Source organism: Mycobacterium sp. (genome assembly GCF_019247615.1).
GTDB lineage: Bacteria > Actinomycetota > Actinomycetes > Mycobacteriales > Mycobacteriaceae > Mycobacterium.
In genome coordinates this window covers 1-19401 of record NZ_JAFBAT010000249.1, presented here as the reverse complement: position 1 = coordinate 19401, position 19401 = coordinate 1, and the positions used below count along the sequence as shown (strand labels likewise).

Sequence of the window (19401 nt, the reverse complement as noted above, 5' to 3'; positions counted from 1 at the left end):
TGCCGTGCACTCCGGTTAGGTACACCGCGGCGACGCCCCCGATCAGGGCCAAATACCGCGACGGGTGCATGGTCGCCAGATGCTCACACAGCGCGTCGAAATCGTCGAGCGTCGCACCGTCGGACGCCGCCGCACGCGCGATCACCTCGGCGTCCGACAACGGCGGTGGCGCCGGCGGCAGACCGCGGTGCCGATAATCGGGCCCGTCGATTCGCACCGTGGTGAAAATGCTTGCCAGCGTGTTGATTTCGCGCAGAAAGTCTTGGGCGGCAAAGCGGCCCTCGCCGAGCTGCTCGGGCAGGGTGTTCGACGTGGCAGCCACCGAAACACCCCGCTCGACCAATGACGAAAGCATCCGCGAGATCAGGGTGGTGTTGCCCGGATCGTCGAGCTCGAACTCGTCGATGCACACCGCCGTGAAACCGGCCAGCATGTCGATGCATTCGGCGTAGCCGAACACCCCGGCGAGCTGAGTGAGCTCACCGAAGGTCGCAAATGCCTTGGGAGGTGTCGGGGCGTCCGGCGCCGTCTCGGGTCCCGGGCCGGGCAATTGGTAATAGGCCGATGCCAGCAGATGGGTCTTGCCCACACCGAAGCCGCCGTCGAGATAGAGCCCCACGCCGGGCAAAGCGGCCCGTTTTCCGAACAGTTTGCGGCGACCGGCCCGACGCTCCACGGCCTGCCGGCAGAACTCTTGACAAGCCACGACCGCGGCCGCCTGGGTGGGCTCCGCCGGATCGGGTTGGTATGTCGCGAAGCTGACGTCGGCGAAGGTTGGCGGCGGCCGCAACTGGGCGATCAGCCGCCCCGGCGTCACACTCGGATGCCGATCCACCAGCCCGGCCACCGGGCCCGGCGCATCGGCAGAGGCGGACCCGTGCATGCAGGAACTGTAGCGGCGTGCTGCAATCGAGCCCATGCCCCTCTCCGAGGCCGGCGGGACCATCCAACCCGCGGAGCCGTCAGCGGTGCCGCTGACGCTGCTCGGGGCGATACGCGAGCTCGAGGACGGCGAGCTTCCCCGGCTCTACGATTATCCGCACGAGCGCGACTACCCGCACGAGGGCCGGACGTGGGTCCGCGCGAATTTCATCGCCAGCGTGGACGGCGGTGCCACCGCGGAAGGCAAGACCGGCACGCTGGCCGGACCGGGCGACCGGCTTGTCTTCCATCTGCTACGCGAACTCGCGGACGTCATCGTGGTCGGCGCGGGCACTGTCCGGATCGAGGGCTATTCCGGCGCACACCTGGGCGTCGCGCAGCGGCAGCGGCGCCAGGCCCGCGGGCAAAGCGAGGTTCCCCGGCTGGCCATCGTCACCAGGTCGGGGGGCCTGGAGCGCGACATGCCGGTGTTCACCCGGACCGAGGTGGCGCCCCTGGTGCTCACCTGCACGGCGGCGGCCGAGGAAACCCGCCGACGGCTCGGCGACCTGTGCGAGGTGGTCGACTGCTCGGGCGGCAACAGCGGCGACGTCGACGAGGCCGTCTTGCTGGCGGCCCTGGGGGCACGCGGCATGCATCGCATCCTCACCGAGGGCGGCCCCATGCTGCTCGGCGCCTTCATCCAGCGCGACATGCTCGACGAGCTGTGCCTGACGATCGCGCCGTACCTCGTCGGCGGGCACGCATTGCGCATCGCGACGGGGCCCGCGCAACTGCTGACCCGCATGCGCTGCGCCCACATCCTGACCGACGAAGCGGGCTACCTCTACACGCGCTACGTCAAGGCCTGAAAAAGTCACAGCTACTGTGAAACGCATGAGTCGGCAGATCGCATACGCGACGGTCCTGGTCGCGGTGAGCGCGATCGTGGCCGGCTGCGTCCCCGGACTTGCCGCAGACCCGCGCTTTGCCACCAACTCCGGCGCCCGGCCGCAGGGTGCCGCCACGACAAAGCCGCCGCCGAGCGGTCCCCCGCCGATCGCCGCGCCCAAGAACGACTTGTCCTGGCGCGACTGCACCGCACGCGTCTTCACGGATGCCGCCATTCCCGCGGTGCCCGGCGTCAAGCTCGATTGCGCGAGCTACGACGCCGACCTCGACCCGTCGGGCGGCGGGTCCGGAACCCTGAGCATCGGCGTGGTCCGCGCCCGCTCCAACCAGACCCCGCACGACGCGGGCCCGCTGGTCCTCAGCACGGGCTCTGACCTGCCGTCCTCGACGCAGTTGCCGGTCTGGCTGTCCCGCGCGGGCGCCGACGTACTACAAACGCATCCCGTCGTCGCCGTGGACCGCCGCGGCATCGGCATGTCGAGCCCGATCGACTGCCGGAACCGCCAAGACCGCCAGACGATGCGCGACCAGGCGCAATTTCAACCCGGCGACGACCCGGTGGCCAACCTTTCCGAGGTCTCCAACGCCGCCACCACAAGCTGCACCGACGCCGTCGGCATCGGCCCGAGCGCGTCGGCCTATGACGATTCGCACGCGGCCTCCGACATCGAGCGGCTGCGCAACATCTGGGATGTGCCCGCGGTCGCCCTGCTCGGGATCGGCAACGGAGCGCAGGTCGCCCTGGCCTACGCCGCGTCGCGACCCGACCGGGTCGCCAGGTTGATCCTGGACTCCCCCGCCGCCTTGGGCGCCAACGCCGAAACGGCCGCCGAGCAACAGGTCAAGGGCCAGCAGGCGGCGCTCGACGCCTTCGCCGCGCAGTGCGTCGCCGTGCGGTGCGCGCTCGGGCCCGATCCGAAGGGCGCCGTCAGCACCCTGCTGGCCGATGCCCGCGCCGGCCGGGGCCCAGGCGGGGCACCCGTGTCCGCGTTGGCCAACGCGATCACCATCGCCCTGGGCTATCCGTCGAGCGGCCGCGTCGACGCCACCACGAGCCTGGCCAACGCGCTGGCGGCCGCCCGTTCCGGGGACACCAACCAGCTGAACGCCTTGATCAACCGCGCCGCCGCGACCGATGACTCCGACGGCCAGTTCGTCAACTCCTGCAGCGACGCGATCAACCGGCCCACCCCCGACCGGGTGCGTGAGCTGGTCGTCGCGTGGGGCAAGCTCTACCCGCAATTCGGCACCGTCGCCGCGCTCAACTTGGTCAAGTGCGTGCACTGGCCCACCGGTTCCCCCCCGGCGCCGCCCAAGGACCTCAAAGTGGACGTCCTTCTTGCCGGCGTACAGAACGACCCGATCGTGGGCATCGAAGGGGTCGCCGCGACGGCGGCCACCATCATCAACGCCAACGCGGCCAGCAAGCGGGTGATGTGGCAGGGCATCGGCCACGGCGCCAGCATCTATTCGCCCTGCGCGGTTCCACCGCTGAGGGGCTATCTCGACAGCGGCAAGCTGCCGGCAACCGACACCTACTGTCCCGCCTGACAGTTCGCGCCGATGCCCGGTGTACGGTGCGCTGGTGACGGAAGCTGCCTCGACCCCAACCGGCTTGCGTGACCGCGTACTCGCCGCGTTTCGTCCCGGCACCGGCGCACCGCGCGCAGCGACGGTGTTGCGGTCGGCGCTGTGGCCGGTGGCCATCATGTCGGTGCTGCACCGCAGCATCATCCTGCCGTTGAACGGCAACATCACCGACGACTTCAAACCGGTCTACCGCGCCGTGAACAACTTCCGGCACGGCCTGGACATCTACAACGAGCACTTCGATTACGTCGACCCGCACTACCTGTACCCACCCGGCGGCACGCTGCTGATGGCGCCCTTCGGCTATCTGTCCTTCACGCCCTCGCGGTATCTGTTCATCGTGATCAACGCCGTGGCCATCCTCATCGCCTGGTACCTGCTGCTGCGGCTGTTCAAGTTCACGCTGGCCTCGGTCGCCGCGCCAGCCTTACTGCTGGCCATGTTCTGCACCGAAAGTGTCTCCAGCACACTGGTTTTCACCAACATCAACGGCTGCGTCCTGCTGGCGGAGCTGCTCTTTTTGCGGTGGCTGCTCGACGGGAGGACGGGTCATCAGTGGTGGGCCGGCGTCGCGATCGGGCTGACCCTGACGCTCAAACCGGTGCTCGCGCCATTGCTGTTGCTGCCCTTGTTGAATCGCCAGTGGCGCGCATGGGTGACGGCGATCGTCGTTCCGGTGGTGATCAACGTGGCCGCCTGGCCGCTGGTCAGCCACCCCATGGACTTCGTTACCAAGACGGTGCCATACATCCTGGGCACGCGCGATTACTTCAACAGCTCCATTGAGGGCAACGGCGTGTACTTCGGCCTGCCCACCTGGTTGATCGTGTTCCTGCGGATTTTGTTCACCCTGCTCGCGATCGGCGCGATGTGGCTGCTGTACCGCTACTACCGCACCCGCGACCCGCTGTTCTGGTTCACCAGTTCGTCGGGCGTGCTGCTGCTGTGGTCGTGGCTGGTGCTGTCGCTGGCGCAGGGCTACTACTCGATGATGTTGCTCCCGTTCCTGATGACGGTCGTGCTGCCGAACTCGCTGATCCGCAGCTGGCCGGCGTGGCTGGGCATCTACGGCTTCATGACGCTGGACAACTGGCTGCTGTTCAACTGGATGCGGTACGGCCGCGCACTGCAATACCTGAAGATCACCTACGGCTGGTCGCTGCTGCTGATCGTGGTGTCTACTGTGCTGTACTTCCGCTACCTGGACGCCAAGGCCGAAAACCGGCTGGATCGCGGGCTGGATCCGGCGTGGCTGACGCCCAGGCCGGTTAAGGCTAGCGTGGAAGCATGACTCCGAACGTGCAGCTGACCGACGACGAGTGGCGGCAGAAACTCACCCCGGAGGAGTTTCACGTGCTGCGCCGCGCCGGTACCGAGCGGCCATTCACCGGTGAGTACACCGACACCAAAACCGAAGGCGTGTACCAATGCCGGGCCTGCGGTGCCGAATTGTTCCGCAGCACAGAGAAATTCGAATCGCACTGCGGCTGGCCGTCGTTCTTCGACCCGGCGAGCTCGGACGCGGTGATCCTGCGGCCCGACCACTCGCTGGGCACGACGCGCACCGAGGTGCTGTGTGCGAACTGCCACAGTCATTTAGGGCACGTTTTCGCCGGCGAGGGGTATCCGACCCCGACCGATCAGCGCTACTGCATCAACTCGATTTCGCTGCGCCTGCTCCCGGCCACGAGTTAGCAGGCGCGGGCCGGCGCCTTCTTTGCCCCGGCTGTTACCCGGGCATCCCGGGCGTGCCGATGAGGCTCCCCCCGGCGCCGCCTGTGCCCGGCTTGCCCGGGACCGGGCCCGGGCCGCCGTCGGCCGCGTTGCCGCCGTTGCCGATCAGATCGGCGTTCCCGCCGTTGCCGCCGTTGCCGCCGAATGCCAAGCCCTCGCCGCCGGTGGCGCCGATTCCGCCGTTGCCGATGATTCCGGCCTTGCCGCCGCCCCCACCGTTGCCGCCCCCGATGGTGCCGAACCCGCCGACGCCGCCGGGTCCGCCCGAGCCGTTGAACGTGGCGCCGTTGCCGCCGAACCCGCCGTTGCCGCCGGTGGTGGCGCCGATTCCACCGCGGCCGCCGGCCCCGCCGGCGCCTTGGAACGGGTTGGAGTTGCCGCCGTTGCCGCCGTTGCCGCCGTGGCCCGTAACGCCGGTACCGCCGGCGCCGGCCGGCCCGCCGTTGCCGGAGATACCGCCGGCGTTGCCCCCGGCGCCGCCGTCACCGCCGTTGACGTTCCCGGAGCCGCCGGCTCCGCCGAGGCCGCCGGAGCCCTCGAACCCGCCGCCGTTGCCGCCGCGACCGCCGCCGCCGCCGTCGCCCACGGTGCCTGTCCCGCCGGCGCCGCCGGCGCCACCGTTGCCCCACCCCAGGCTCGTCCCGCCGGCCCCGCCGGTCCCGCCGGTCGCGCCGCTTCCGCCGGTGCCTCCGAACCCGCCGGAGCCCAGGAAGCCGCCGGCGCCGCCGGCCCCGCCGGTTCCGCCAATCCCCGCGGAGGCGCCGCCGACGCCACCGGGGCCGCCGTGGGTCTGGTCGGGCCCGCCGAAGCCGAAGAGGCCGCCGGCGCCGCCGGCGCCGCCGTTACCCCCATGTGTCAAGCCATAGCCGCCGTTGCCGCCCGCGCCCCCCGCGCCGAACACCCCGCCGCGGCCCCCGGCGCCGCCGTTGCCGCCGACGCCTGTGGCGTTGGAGCCCCCCGCCCCGCCCGGGCCGCCGGCGCCGAACACACCCGCGGCCCCGCCTTTACCGCCGGGCGATCCGGGGTTCGTGCTGTTCCCGCCGGCCCCGCCGTTGCCGATCAACAGGCCGCCGGGGCCGCCGCTCTGCCCCACCCCGTTTACCGTGCCCCCGTTGGTGCCGTTGCCGATCAGGGGGCGACCCAGCAGCGCCTCGGTCGGCGCGTTGATGATGTCCTGCAGGCTCTGTTGGGCGCCGGCCTCAGCCGCGGTGTATCCGGCGCCACCCGAGGTGATGTTGTGCACAAACTGCGCATGGAAGGCCGCGGCCGTCGAGCCCAGTCCCTGAAATGCCCGCCCGTGCCCGGAGAAGACCGCCGCGATGGCCGCGGACACCTCGTCGGCGCCCGCCGCCAGCACGCCCGTCGTCGGGCCGGCGGCGGCCGCGTGAGCGTCGCTGATTGCCGAACCGATCCCCGCCAGATCGTTGGCCGCCGCCACCATCATGTCGGGGGCCACGGTCAGAAACGACATTCGGACACCTCCCAATATCCCCAATGCCCAGGATGAAAAGTCACGCCCCCCGGGACCGCCGATCACCATCGGACGGTCGGCAGGAGCCTACGCGATTCGACGCACGGATACCCCGGGTTCGGTGGAGATCCGCCCCGGCGGTCAGTCCACCCGGGTCGCGTGAACCTCCCAGAACGGGGCGTGCAGCCGCCCGTCGACCAGCCAGGGCTCCATCACCCGGAACCGCTCCATCAGCGGTCCGACCCGGTCGGCCATGTCGGGGTTGCGCTGGGCCATCGCTTCGAGGGTCTCGAGGCTCATGTTGACCTGATAGGTCGTCGGTCCCAGGTAGGTGAGCTCCCATCCGCCGAGTGGAAGCACCTGGCGAAAGTCGTCTTCGGACAGCGAGCGCGGCATGGTGAAGCCGTTGACGTTGTGCTCGCCGAACTCGAACATGTACAGCCGCGCGCCCGGCTTGGTGGCCCGTCGCAGCGCCTGCACGTAGGACTTCTGCAGCTCGGGCTCGGTGCTGAAGGTGTGGTAGAACGCGCAGTCGACGACGGTGTCGAACCGGCCGTCCAATCCCTCGAGCTTGGTGGCGTCGGCCAACTGGAAGTCCACCGACACCCCGGCCTTCCGCGCGTTTTCCCGGGCCCGCTCCAGGGCGCCGGCCGACCCGTCGATACCGGTGGCCCGGTAGCCCTGCGACGCGTAGTAGATCGCGTGGTGACCGGGGCCGGTGCCGGGGTCGAGCACGTCGCCCTTGATCGCGCCCAGCGCGACCAGTTGGCGGACCACCGGCTGGGGACCGCCGATGTCCCACGGGGTGGCGGCGGGCAAGCCGTGCTGCATCCGCTCGTCGCGGTACATCTCCTCGAACCGGGTCGGATCGGAGGGATCGAACGTCGTCATTGAGATTCTCCTTTACGGCAGCGAATTCACCAGCTGGTCCACCGGCACCCGGGGACCGGTGAAAAACGGTGTCTCGGCGCGGGTATGCCGGCGGGCGTCGGTGGCGCGCAGCTCGCGCATCAGATCGACGATGCGGTCCAATTGCGGGGCCTCGAAGGCCAGGATCCACTCGTAGTCGCCGAGCGCAAACGCGGGCACCGTATTCGCGCGGACATCCTTGTACTCGCGCGCGGCCATGCCGTGCTCGGCGAGCATCCGGCGACGTTCCTCGTCGGGCAGCAGATACCACTCGTAGGACCGCACGAACGGATACACGCAGATGTAGGCGCCGGGCTCCTCCCCGGCCAGGAACGCGGGGATATGGCTCTTGTTGAACTCGGCCGGCCGGTGCAGCGCCACGCTGCTCCAGACGGGAGTACACACCCGGCCCAGCGTCGTGGTGCGCCGGAAATCGGCGTAGGTGCCCTGCAGCGATTCCACGGACTCCGCGTGGGTCCAGATCATGAAATCGGCGTCGGCCCGCAGGCCTGCGACATCGTAGAGGCCGCGGACGACGACGCCGCGTTCCTCCTGCAGCTTCAAAAAGGTCGACGCGTCGTCGATGATGGCCTCTCGCTCCTCGCCGAGCGCGCCGGGCCGCACCGCGAACACCGAGAACATCAGGTAGCGAAGCTGCGAGTTCAGGGCGGCAAAATCCAGTTTCGCGTCGAGTTTGGCCATGGAAACTATCGTGCCACTTTCACTGCAGGGCCTACTAAGGCCTCGACCGCGCGGCCGGCCGCCCCGATGCACGCCGGGACGCCGATCCCGTCCAGGTAGCTGCCGGCCACCGCCAGCCCCGGCGGCAGGCCGGCGCGCAACTCGGCGACCAGCTCGGCGTGGCCGGGGCCATACTGCGGCATCGCCTCGATCCAGCGCCGGACTCGGGCGTCGACGGGCTCGACGGTCAGGCCGAAAACGGCCGCCAGATCGCTCACCGCCCAGTCCAGCAGCTCCTCGTCGGACGCACGGGACGCGAGGTCGTCGCCGAACCGCCCGAACGACAGGCGAACCAGCTGCGAGTCGCCACGGGGACCCCACTTGCGCGACGACAGCGTGATCGCCTTGGCGCGCAGCGGCTCGCCGGTGGCCGCCAGCACCCCGGAACACTGCGGAAACGGGGTGTCCGCGGGCACGGCGAGTGCCACCACCGCCGACGACGCGCTCGCAATCCGGCCGGCGGCGGCGCGTGTCCGGGGGGCCACGTCCGCCACGAGCTGTGCCAGCCGCCGGGCGGGCACGGCCAGGATGACGGCGTCGGCGTGCCGGCGAGCGCCGGTGGCGTCGAGCACGGTCCAGCCCGCCTCTGCGGGCTCGAGCCGGCGCACCGCGCTGCGCACCCAGCGCAACCGGCTGCGCCCGGCGAGCTCGTCGATCAGCACCTGGTAGCCGCCGTCCAGCGCCCCGAAGACCGGCGCGCCCGTGGCCGGCGGCAGCGCTTGGCGGACCGCGTCGATCAGGCTCGGGGCCCCGTGGTCGAGCGCCGCCGCCACCCCGGGGGCGGCCGCGCGCAGCCCGATCGTCGACGCGGAGCCCGCATAGACCCCGCTCAGCAGCGGGTCCACCGAGCGGGCCACCACCTGCTCGCCGAACCGATCGCCCACCAATTCGGCCACCGCAAGGTCGCGGCCGGGCTCCCAGGCCAGCGGGCGGGCGGCTTCGGCGTCGATGCGCGCGATCGTCGCCTCGTCGACCAGTCCCGCCAGCGAACCGGCCGACGCCGGGATCCCGACGACGGTGGCGGCAGGCAGCGGGTGCAGCTCCTGCTGGCTGTAAATCAGCGGGCGGGCGCCGGTCGTGCTCAGTTGGCGCTCGGACAGGCCAAGCTCGGCCAGCAACGCCGGCATCTCCGGCCGGCGGACAACGAAGGCCTCGGCCCCCAGGTCCATGGGCAATCCGCCGACCAGTTCGGTGCGCAGTATGCCGCCGAGCCGGTCGGCGGGATCGAAAAGCGTGATGGTCGCATCCTCGCCGACGGCGACGCGCAAGCGGTTCGCCGCCGTCAGCCCCGAGATCCCGCCTCCCACAATGCAATACGAGGGGCAATACGAGAGACTCGTCATAGCGAGTGAACCAACGAAACCAGCTCGGTCAGCACACCGGGGTCGGTCTCCGGCAGCACGCCGTGGCCGAGGTTGAAAACATGGCCGGTCGCACCGGCGTCGACGGCGCGGCGCCCGTCTTCGATCACGGCCCGCGCGGCCCGTTCGGCCACCGGCCAGCCCGCCAGCAGCACCACCGGGTCGAGGTTGCCCTGCAACGCGGTGCCGGGTTCGACGCGGGCGGCGGCGTCGGCAAGGGAGGTGCGCCAGTCCACCCCGACAACGGTGCACTGGCCGGGCTTGATGCCGCATTTCAGCGCGGCGGACATCGCGCCCAGCAACTCGGCGGTCCCGACGCCGAAGTGCGTCATGGGCACGGAGTATTCGGCCAGGGCGGCGAACACCCGCGAGCTGTGTGGCAGCACGTATTGGCGGTAGTGGGCCAGCGACAGCGTTCCCGCCCACGAATCGAAGACCTGGATGGCGTCCACGCCCGCCTCGATTTGCCCGCGCAGGAACGACACGGTGAGGTCGGTCAGCTTCGACATCAGCGCGTGCCAGCTCGTCGGATCGGCAAGCATCATCGCTTTGGTGCGCGCGTGGGTATGGCTTGGCCCGCCTTCGACGAGGTAGGACGCCAGCGTGAACGGCGCTCCGGCGAAACCGATCAACGGAACGTCCCCGAGCTCCCCTACCAACAGCCTGACCGCCTCGCACACGGGCTGAACTGCTTGCCGGTCAAGGGGTTTCATGGCATCGATGTCGGCTTCGGTGCGCACCGGATGAGCGATCACGGGCCCGACGTCCGCGACGATGTCCAATTCGACGCCCGAGGCGCGCAGCGGCACCACGATGTCGGAGAACAGGATCGCGGCGTCGACGCCGTGTCGGCGCACCGGCTGCAGCGTGATCTCACAGGCGACCTCGGGCTCCAGGCAGGCCGCCAACATGCTGTGCCGTTCGCGCACCGCCCGGTATTCCGGCAGCGAGCGACCCGCTTGCCGCATGAACCACACGGGCAACCGGCTCGGTTTGCGCCCGGCGACGACGGCGAGATACGGCGACTCGGTAAGGTCGCGACGAGTAGTCATTGGGCTCAATGCTGCCATGACATTCCGAGACGTTCGGGGGCGCTGAGAAAATGCCGAAGCCGGTTTATGACGACTTCCCCAGCCTGCGCTGCGAAACCGGTGAGAACGGCGTGCTGACGTTGGTTCTCGACGCGCCGGGCCTGAACTCGGTCGGCCCGCAGATGCACAGCGACCTGGCCGACGTCTGGCCGGTGATCGATCGCGACCCCGCCGTTCGCGCGGTCCTGGTGCGCGGTGAGGGCAAGGCCTTCTCCTCCGGCGGCAGTTTCGACCTGATCGAGGAAACCATCGGTGACTACGAGGGCCGGCTCCGCATCATGCGCGAGGCCCGCGACCTGGTGCTCAACATCGTCAACTTCGACAAGCCGGTGGTCTCGGCGATCCGGGGTCCCGCTGTCGGGGCGGGTCTGGTGGTGGCTTTGCTGGCCGACATCTCGGTCGCGGGCCGCACCGCGAAGCTCATCGATGGACACACCCGGCTGGGGGTGGCCGCGGGTGATCACGCCGCGATCTGCTGGCCGCTGCTGGTCGGGATGGCCAAGGCCAAGTACTACCTGCTCACCTGCGAGACGTTGCTCGGTGAGGAGGCCGAGCGCATAGGGCTGGTCTCCCAGTGCGTCGACGACGACGACGTCCTGCCCACCGCAACCCGGCTCGCCGAGGACCTGGCGCGGGGCGCGCAGAACGCGATCCGCTGGACCAAGCGCAGCCTGAACCACTGGTATCGCATGTTCGCCCCGGCCTTCGAAACGTCGCTGGGCCTGGAGTTTCTTGGTTTCGCCGGCCCCGACGTCCGGGAAGGCCTCGCCGCCCACCGGGAGAAGCGCCCGGCCCGCTTCAGCGGCGCGCGGCGACCTGAGCGGGCCGATGAGCGCCGATAACGGCCCCTACCAGGGCCCGAATACCGGCCCCTGTAACGGCTTGGTCGCGGCGCGCGCCCGGCTCGGCGCGCCTGTGGCGGCGTGTCGGCCGAACGGTCTACCGTCGAACGCTGTGACCCGCGCCCGCGACAATGCGGCGGCGGGGGCATCTCCCGCTTGCGGGGGACGCGAGCAACGAAGAGGAGCGGCGCCGTTGAGCTCAGCCGAACCGGCCCCATTCCGCGAGGCGGTCGCGGCGATGAACGCCGTCACCGTGCGGAGGGAGATCGAGCTGGGTCCGATCCGACCGCCGCAGCGGCTGGCGCCCTTCAGTTACGCGCTGGGAGCCGAGGTCAAGCACCCGGACCTCGAAATCGTCCCGGAACGATCCGAGGGCGACGCTTTCGGCCGGCTGATCTTGCTCTATGACCCCGACGGCGCCGACGCCTGGGATGGCACCATTCGGCTGGTCGCCTACGTGCAGGCCGATCTGGATCCCAGTGAGGCCGTCGATCCCCTGCTGCCGGAGGTGGCGTGGAGTTGGCTCGTCGACGCGCTGCAGTCGCGCATGGAGCGCGTCACCGCGCTGGGCGGGACCGTCACCGCCACCACGTCGGTGCGCTACGGCGACATCTCGGGACCGCCCCGCGCCCACCAGGTGGAGCTGCGGGCATCGTGGACGGCGACCACGCCCCAAGTCGGGGCGCATGTCGAGGCGTTCTGCGAGGTGTTGGAGCACGCCGCGGGCCTGCCGCCGGCCGGGGTCGCCGACCTGGGCTCGCGGTCACGCGCCTGAAATGGGTGGTCCGTCGCCCGACGGGCCGGGTAGCACCGCGCCCGGCAGCACGGCGTCCGAACCCACTCCGCTGTTGCATCCCGCCGAGGGCATTCCCGAGATCTCCGTGACCGTCCGCGAGATCGAGGCGGCCGCGCGCCGTCTGGCCCGCGGGCGTGGACCGTTCGCGGTGGACGCCGAGCGTGCGTCGGGGTTTCGGTACTCCAACCGTGCCTACCTGATTCAGATCCGACGGGCCGGCGCGGGCACGGTGCTCATCGACCCGGTGGGCCACGGCGCCGACCCGCTCGCCGCGCTGCGGCCCGTCGCCGACGTGCTCGCTGCAGACGAGTGGATCCTGCACTCCGCCGATCAAGACCTGCCGTGCCTGGCCGAGGTCGGCATGCGGCCGCCGGCACTGTACGACACCGAACTCGCCGGACGGCTGGCCGGGTTCGACCGGGTGAACCTGGCGACCATGGTCGAGCGGCTCTTGGGTCTCGGGCTGGCCAAGGGCCACGGCGCGGCCGACTGGTCCAAACGCCCGCTGCCCACCGAGTGGCTGAATTACGCGGCCCTGGACGTGGAGCTGCTGATCGAGCTGCGCTCGGCGATTTCGGATGTGCTGGACAAGCAGGGCAAAACAGCTTGGGCCGCAGAGGAATTCGATTATCTGCGGAAAACGGCGGCCACCGAGGTGGCGCCGGTCGCACGACGTGACCGCTGGCGGCGAACGTCCGGGATTCATCGGGTGCGCGACCGGCGAGGCCTGGCCGCGGTTCGGGAGATGTGGACGACGCGCGATCGGATCGCCCAGCGTCGTGACATCGCGCCGCGCCGCATCCTGCCGGATTCGGCCATCATCGACGCCGCGATCGCCGATCCGAAGACGATCGAGGATCTGGTCGAATTGCCGGTGTTCGGAGGCCGCAACCAGCGCCGCAACGCCGGGGTCTGGCTGGCGGCGCTGCAAGCGGCCCGGCAAAGTCAAGACCCGCCCGACGAGGTCGAACCGCCCAACGGTCCCCCGGCGACGGCGCGGTGGAGCAGGCGGAAACCCGAGGCCGCCGCCCGGCTCGAGGCGGCCCGCGCTGCGCTGGCCGAGGTGTCGGAGCGCGTCCACGTCCCCACCGAGAACCTCGTCTCACCCGACCTGGTGCGACGCCTGTGCTGGGACTGGCCGGGCGGGCCGGATCCCGAGAAGGCCGTCGACGACTTCCTGCGGGCCGGGCAGGCGCGGGCATGGCAGCGCGAACTGGTGGACCCGGTGCTGGCCGGGGCGCTGCAGCCGCCTGCCGGCGCCGACGAAGCCCGGGCGTGAAACGAGGGCGTGGGCGCACACTCCGCGGCGCCTAGTCCAGGTGCTCGCGGATCTCCGCTTCCGAGACGCTGCTGCCCAACGCGGCGACCCAGCCGGTGATCCGGCGGGCCACGTCCTGGTCGGTCAACCCTAGATCGGCGAGCAGCTCGCCGCGGGATGCGTGCCCGTAGAACTCCTGCGGCAGACCGACGTCGCGGCAGGGGGTGTCGATCTCGGCGCGCCGCAGCGCGGCCGACACCGCCGAACCCACCCCGCCGTTGACCCCGTTGTCCTCGAGGGTGACGAGCAACTTGTGCTGGGCCGCCAGTTCGAGCACGCCGTCGGAGACCGGCAGCACCCAACGCGGATCGATGACCGTCACACCGATTCCCTGGTTGTGCAGCCGCTTGGCGACCGCCAGCGCCATCGGGACGAACGCGCCGACGCCCACCAGCAGTACGTCGTGGTTCACCCCCCCGGCCGGCACCGCCAGCACATCAATGCCCGAAACGCCCGACCCGCGGCGCTCCAGGGCCGGAATATCTTCGCCCACATCGCCTTTGGGGAACCGGATCGCCGTCGGACCGTCGTCGACGTCGAGGGCCTCGCCCAGTTCTTCGCGCAACCGGGTCGCATCGCGGGGTGCGGCCACCCGAATGCCGGGAACGATGTTCAGCATCGACAGGTCCCACATGCCGTTGTGGCTCGGGCCGTCGTTGCCGGTGATCCCCGCCCGGTCGAGCACCATCGTGACGGGCAGCTTGTGCAGCGCCACATCCATCATGATCTGGTCGAACGCCCGGTTGAGGAATGTCGAGTAGATGGCCACCACCGGGTGCATGCCGCCCAGCGCCAGTCCGGCCGCCGATGTGATGGCGTGCTGCTCGGCGATGCCGACGTCGAACAAGCGGTCCGGGAACCGTTGCCCGAAGGCGGACAGGCCGGTCGGGCCGGGCATCGCCGCGGTGATGGCGACGATATCTCGGCGCTTTTTGGCGTAGCCGATGAGCGCATCGGAAAAGGTTGCCGTCCAGCCCGGACCGGCAATCTTGGTGGCCAGGCCGGTGGCCGGGTCGATCACGCCGCAGGAATGCATCTGTTCGGCCTCGTCGTCCTCGGCCGGCGCATAACCCATGCCCTTGCGGGTGACGACGTGCACGATCACCGGGCGCCCGAAGCCGCGGGCGTGGCGCAGTGCGGCCTCCACCGCGCGTTCGTCGTGGCCGTCGACGGGGCCGACGTACTTCAGGCCCAGGTCGGTGAACAGCAGCTGCGGTGCCAGCGAGTCCTTGATGCCGGCTTTCACGCTGTGCATGAAGCGGTAGGCGAGCTCGCCGACCAGGGGCAACGAGCGCACCGCGTCGCGGCCCTTTTCCAGGGCCTGCTCGTAGGCGGGCTGCAGCCGCAGGGTCGCCAGGTGGTCGGCGACGCCGCCGATCGTGGGCGCGTAGCTGCGGCCGTTGTCGTTGACCACGACGATCATCGGCCGGCCGGAGGCGGCGATGTTGTTCAGCGCCTCCCAGCACATACCGCCGGTCAGCGCGCCGTCGCCGACCACGGCAACCACATGCCGGTTTCGGTGTCCGGCCAATTCGAACGCTTTGGCCAGGCCGTCGGCGTAGGACAGGGCGGCGCTGGCGTGGCTGGACTCCACCCAGTCGTGTTCGCTCTCGGAGCGCGACGGATACCCCGATAGCCCGCCCTTCTTACGCAGGCTCTCGAAGTCGGGCGAGCGTCCCGTCAACATCTTGTGGACGTAGGCCTGGTGACCGGTGTCGAAAATGATGGGGTCATGCGGCGAGCAGAACACCCGGTGCAGCGCGAGCGTCAGCTCCACCACGCCGAGGTTGGGCCCCAGGTGCCCCCCGGTGGCAGCGACCTTGTGGATCAGGAACTCGCGGATCTCGGCGGCCAGACCGCCAAGCTGCTGGTGGGAGAGGTGCTGCAGATCTGCGGGCCCGCGGATCTGTTCGAGCATCTGGCTAGTCTACGCAGCGACGGGCGGATCACTACTTTTCCGGGTTGACGGTCCACACGGACGTATTGTTTCCATGTGCGCGCCGAGGATCTCGCCGAGGACTTCCCGGTGGTGAGCATCGACTCCGATGCGCTCGATGCCGCGCGTCTGCTCGCCGAGCACAGACTGCCCGGGATAGTCGTCACGGACATGTCCGGGAAACCCTCCGCCGTGCTCCCGGCTTCCCAGGTCGTCCGGTTCATCGTGCCGCGCTACGTGCAAGACGATCCGTCCTTGGCTGGTGTGCTCAACGAATCCACGGCCGATCGCGCGGCCGACAGGTTGGCCGGCAAGACGGTCGGGGACATGCTGCCGGAGCACCTCGCCGACGTGCCGTTCGCGCACGCGGACGACACGATCATCGAGGTGGCCGCCGTCATGGCGCGGCTGAGAAGCCCGCTGATCGCGGTGGTCAAAGACGGCTCCCTGTTCGGCGTCATCACGGCTTCGCGTGTACTGGCTGCGGCACTGAAGCACTGATATATGAGCGTCGTCGCGATCGTCGTGTTCGTCGTCGCGTACGCGCTGATCGCCAGCGATCGAGTCAACAAGACATTGGTGGCGCTGACGGGCGCCGCCATCGTGGTCGCCTTGCCGATGATCAACTCCGATGACGTCTTCTACTCGCATGACACCGGAATCGACTGGGACGTAATCTTTTTGCTGCTGGGCATGATGATCATCGTCAGCGTGTTGCGGCAGACCGGTGTCTTCGAGTACGTCGCGATCTGGTCGGCCAAGCGCGCCCGCGGCTCCCCGCTGCGCGTGATGATTCTGCTGGTGCTGGTCACGGCGGTCGCCTCGGCCCTCCTGGACAACGTGACCACGGTGTTGCTGATCGCGCCGGTGACCTTGCTGGTGTGTGAGCGGCTGGCGATCAACGCGGCGCCGTTCTTGATGGCCGAGGCGTTCGCATCGAATATCGGTGGCACCGCCACACTGGTCGGCGACCCGCCGAACATCATCATCGCGAGCAAGGCGGGCCTGACGTTCAACGACTTCCTGATCCACCTCGCGCCGATCGTCACGATCGCGATGGCCGTTCTGATCGTCCTGCTGCCACGCCTGTTCCCCGGTGCGTTCACCGTCGCCCCCGAGCGGGTCGCCGACGTAATGGAGCTGGAGGAAAGGGAGGCCATTCGCGATCACCGGCTGCTCATTGCCTGCGGCGTCGTCTTGGCGGCGGTGTTCGCCGGTTTCATCGCCCACTCGTGGGTGCATATGGCGCCGTCCATCGTGGCGTTGTTGGGCGCCGGCATGCTGATCATCGTTTCGCGGTTGGAGCATTCCGATTACTTGTCCAGCGTTGAATGGGAAACCCTGCTGTTCTTCGCCGGCCTGTTCGTCATGGTCGGGGCCCTGGTAAAGACCGGCGTCGTCAGGCAACTGGCGCATTTCGCGATTGCCGCCACCGGCGGCAACACTTTGCTCGCGACCATGGTGATCCTCGCCGCGTCGCTCCTGATCAGCGGGGTCGTCAACAATGTTCCCTACGCCGCGACCATGGCGCCTATCGTCGCGGGTTTGGCGCCCGCCCTCGGAGACCACGTCAATCCGGGCGTCTTGTGGTGGGCCCTTGCCCTCGGCACCGACCTCGGCGGCAACCTGACCGCGGTCGGCGCCAGCGCCAATGTCGTCGTGATCGGGATCGCCGCGCGCGCAGACAATCCCATCTCCTTCTGGGAATTCACCCGCAAGGGCGCGGTCGTCACCGCCGTGTCGGCCGCGCTGTCCGCGCTCTACTTGTGGCTGCGATATTTCGTGGTGGCATGAGGCGAGCCTGCCCCCGCACGCCGAGTCTGCTGCTATGGCGCCCGAACCTCAACGGGTCAGCAGGGCAACGCATTCGGTGTGATGGGTCAGCGGGAAGGCATCGAAGACCTTGATCTTCTCGACCGCGTAGCCGTGCCCGCGGTAGAGACCGATATCGCGGGCGAAAGACGCTGCCTCGCAACCGATGTGGACCACGCGCGGCACCCCGGCGGCGGCCAGCAGGTCGACGACGTCGCGTCCCGCGCCCGCCCGCGGTGGATCCAGCACCGCGACACCTGCTCTCGAGGCGGCGGCCCGTTGCGCCGTCAGCACCCGCCGCACCGAATCGGTGATGACCTCTATCTGGGGCAGATCGGCCAGCGCCGCACGCGCGGCCCGGGTCGCCGCGCGCGAGGTGTCGACACTCAGCACCCGGCCCGTCTCCCCCACCGCGCGGCCGAGTGCGGCCGCGAAAACGCCCGCCCCGCCGTAGAGATCCCAGACGGTCATGCCGGCATCGGGTTGCGCCCAGTCCGAAACAAGTTCGCTGTAGATCGTCGCGGCGTCCCGATGCGCCTGCCAGAACGCCGTGACCGGCACCCGCCAGCTGCGCCCGCCCACCCGCTGCACCGCCTCATAGCTGCCGTCCACCACCTTGGTCGCGGTTTTCTTGCCTTGTCGTTGGGTGCGCACCACATGGCGCTCACCGTCATCGTCGACGGCCACGTGCACATGGGCGGCCGGGGACAGCTCGTCCTCGAATGCCCCCTCGGCCAGGCCGTCCAGCATGCCGGCCGGCAACTGCGCACAGCGCAGGTCGGTGACCAGCTCGTCGCTGTGGTAGCGGTGAAAGCCGGGCCGGCGGTCCGCACCCACGTCGAGGCGCACTCGGGTGCGCCACCCGGTGGGGCCGGAATCGGAGAGCGGTTCGGCCCCGGTGTCCGGGCCCACCCAGTGATGGCCGCCCAGCCGCTGCAGCTGATTGGCCACGACGTGCGCCTTGAGCACCCGGGCCGCCGCGGGGGCGGCGAACGCCAGGTCGCAGCACCCGGCGCCGTCGGCCCCCGCAATCGGGCACTGCGGCGCGACCCGATCATCGGACGGCTCGATCACCTCGACAACCTCTGCGTGCCAATAGGATCCGCGGTCGGCGGCGACTCTGACCCGCACCCGCTCGCCGGGGAGCGCGTAGCGGACGAATACGACTCGGCCCTCGTGGTGTGCGACGCAACTGCCGCCGTTGGCGGGGGCGCCGGTCACCAGCGTCAATTCTCGGCCGGCCGCCGGCACCGGCGCTTCGGTGCTCAATCGAAGATTCCGCGACGTGCGTCGCCCGGCGCCGCGTGCGGTTGCAACGTCTTGAGTCGTTCCGACGAACTCAGTTGCCAGGGAACAGAAGTCACCATCACGTTCGGCATGAACAGCAACCGGCCCTTGAGCCGCAGCGCGCTTTGATTGTGCAGTACCTGCTCCCACCAATGACCCACCACGTATTCGGGGATGAAGACCGTTACCACGGTACGCGGTGACTCTTTGGTGAGTCGTTTGACGTAATCCAAAATGGGGCGGGTGATTTCGCGGTACGGCGAGGCGATGACCTTGAGCGGCACGCTGATGTCGCTTTCCCGCCACTTGTGCACCAGTTGCCGTGTCTCCCCGTCATCGACGCTGACCGTGAGGGCCTCGAGCGTGTCTGGCCGGGTGGCGCGCGCGTAGGCCAACGCGCGCAGCGTCGGCAGGTGCAACTTCGACACCAGCACCAGGGCGTGGTTGCGGCTCGGCAACACGACGTCGTGTTGGGCGGACTCTTGCTCCGCCAATTCCCGGCTGACCGTGTTGTAGTGCCGGTGAATCATTTTCATGACCAGGAACAGCAGACTCATCGCAAAAAGTGCGATCCAAGCACCGGCGGCGAACTTGGTGACCAGGACGACCAGCAACACCGCACCGGTGGAAAGCAATCCGACGGTGTTGACCACCCGGGAACGCATCATCTTGCGACGCACCCGCGCATTGGTCTCGGTGCGCAGCAAGCGGGTCCAGTGCCTGACCATACCGATCTGGCT

17 protein-coding genes and 1 pseudogene are annotated in these 19401 nt (G+C 69.5%); 9 read left to right on the top strand and 9 right to left on the bottom strand.

What is annotated here, in order from left to right; all coding sequences use genetic code 11:
* Positions 1–919, bottom strand: a 919-nt coding sequence (gene zapE, locus JO059_RS17145) for a cell division protein ZapE (protein ID WP_293320803.1), incomplete at its 3' end; no start/stop codon positions are given.
* Between zapE and JO059_RS17140 the strand changes: the two genes are divergently transcribed.
* From JO059_RS17140 to msrB, 4 genes are read left to right on the top strand one after another with little or no spacing between them, the layout of a single operon-like run.
* A complete protein-coding gene (locus JO059_RS17140; protein ID WP_293320801.1) occupies positions 918–1733 on the top strand; it encodes a pyrimidine reductase family protein in 816 nt (271 codons plus the stop codon). The genes zapE and JO059_RS17140 overlap by 2 nt on opposite strands.
* A gap of 25 nt (positions 1734–1758) precedes the next feature.
* Positions 1759–3324 (top strand): alpha/beta hydrolase, encoded by a 1566-nt coding sequence (locus JO059_RS17135; RefSeq protein WP_293320799.1) that lies wholly within the window; start codon positions 1759–1761, stop codon positions 3322–3324.
* Positions 3325–3343: 19 nt separating this feature from the next.
* Positions 3344–4654, top strand: coding sequence for an arabinofuranan 3-O-arabinosyltransferase (aftC, locus tag JO059_RS17130; RefSeq protein WP_293320796.1), 1311 nt, complete (start codon positions 3344–3346; stop codon positions 4652–4654).
* Positions 4651–5058: a peptide-methionine (R)-S-oxide reductase MsrB gene (msrB, locus tag JO059_RS17125; RefSeq protein WP_293320794.1), complete on the top strand. Its 408-nt coding sequence runs from the start codon at positions 4651–4653 to the stop codon at positions 5056–5058. Before aftC ends, msrB begins: the two co-directional genes overlap by 4 nt.
* 34 nt (positions 5059–5092) lie before the next feature.
* On the opposite strand, the gene JO059_RS17120 is transcribed toward msrB, so the two are convergent.
* From JO059_RS17120 to hemE, 5 genes are all read right to left on the bottom strand, one after another.
* Positions 5093–6568, bottom strand: coding sequence for a PE family protein (locus JO059_RS17120; RefSeq protein ID WP_293320792.1), 1476 nt, complete (start codon positions 6566–6568; stop codon positions 5093–5095).
* A gap of 141 nt (positions 6569–6709) precedes the next feature.
* Entirely contained in the window at positions 6710–7459 is a 750-nt protein-coding gene (locus JO059_RS17115; protein ID WP_293320790.1) for a class I SAM-dependent methyltransferase, read from the bottom strand.
* Between the two features lie 12 nt (positions 7460–7471).
* On the bottom strand, positions 7472–8179 hold the full coding sequence (gene hemQ / locus JO059_RS17110) for a hydrogen peroxide-dependent heme synthase (RefSeq protein ID WP_293320788.1): 708 nt from the start codon (positions 8177–8179) through the stop codon (positions 7472–7474).
* A 5-nt stretch (positions 8180–8184) separates the two neighbouring features.
* A complete protein-coding gene (locus tag JO059_RS17105) occupies positions 8185–9561 on the bottom strand; it encodes a protoporphyrinogen oxidase (protein WP_293320786.1) in 1377 nt (458 codons plus the stop codon).
* Positions 9558–10631, bottom strand: a complete 1074-nt coding sequence (hemE, locus tag JO059_RS17100; RefSeq protein WP_293320784.1) for a uroporphyrinogen decarboxylase — start codon at positions 10629–10631, stop codon at positions 9558–9560. The genes JO059_RS17105 and hemE overlap by 4 nt, the downstream gene beginning before the upstream one ends.
* A 50-nt stretch (positions 10632–10681) precedes the next feature.
* Between hemE and JO059_RS17095 the strand changes: the two genes are divergently transcribed.
* The 3 genes from JO059_RS17095 to JO059_RS17085 all read left to right on the top strand — a co-directional run bounded on the left by JO059_RS17095 (position 10682) and on the right by JO059_RS17085 (position 13587).
* Positions 10682–11512 (top strand): enoyl-CoA hydratase/isomerase family protein, encoded by an 831-nt coding sequence (locus tag JO059_RS17095; RefSeq protein WP_293320782.1) that lies wholly within the window; start codon positions 10682–10684, stop codon positions 11510–11512.
* A gap of 193 nt (positions 11513–11705) precedes the next feature.
* A complete protein-coding gene (locus JO059_RS17090) occupies positions 11706–12287 on the top strand; it encodes a DUF3000 domain-containing protein (RefSeq protein ID WP_293320780.1) in 582 nt (193 codons plus the stop codon).
* A gap of 1 nt (position 12288) precedes the next feature.
* Entirely contained in the window at positions 12289–13587 is a 1299-nt protein-coding gene (locus JO059_RS17085) for a ribonuclease D (RefSeq protein WP_293320778.1), read from the top strand.
* A 31-nt stretch (positions 13588–13618) separates the two neighbouring features.
* Here JO059_RS17085 and dxs read toward each other — a convergent pair whose 3' ends face one another.
* Entirely contained in the window at positions 13619–15544 is a 1926-nt protein-coding gene (dxs, locus tag JO059_RS17080; protein ID WP_293320776.1) for a 1-deoxy-D-xylulose-5-phosphate synthase, read from the bottom strand.
* Between the two features lie 75 nt (positions 15545–15619).
* Between dxs and JO059_RS17075 the strand changes: the two genes are divergently transcribed.
* Positions 15620–16063: a CBS domain-containing protein gene (locus JO059_RS17075; RefSeq protein WP_293320774.1), complete on the top strand. Its 444-nt coding sequence runs from the start codon at positions 15620–15622 to the stop codon at positions 16061–16063.
* 3 nt (positions 16064–16066) lie between these two features.
* The gene (locus JO059_RS17070; RefSeq protein WP_293320772.1) at positions 16067–17356 is read left to right on the top strand and encodes an ArsB/NhaD family transporter; all 1290 of its coding nucleotides are present in this window, start codon (positions 16067–16069) and stop codon (positions 17354–17356) included.
* Positions 17357–17404: 48 nt separating this feature from the next.
* Here JO059_RS17070 and JO059_RS17065 read toward each other — a convergent pair whose 3' ends face one another.
* Together JO059_RS17065 and JO059_RS17060 are read right to left on the bottom strand one after the other, a co-directional pair.
* Positions 17405–18625, bottom strand: a complete 1221-nt coding sequence (locus JO059_RS17065) for a TRAM domain-containing protein (RefSeq protein ID WP_293320805.1) — start codon at positions 18623–18625, stop codon at positions 17405–17407.
* A 14-nt stretch (positions 18626–18639) separates the two neighbouring features.
* A pseudogene (locus JO059_RS17060) lies at positions 18640–19401 on the bottom strand (DNA-binding protein); the annotation flags it as partial.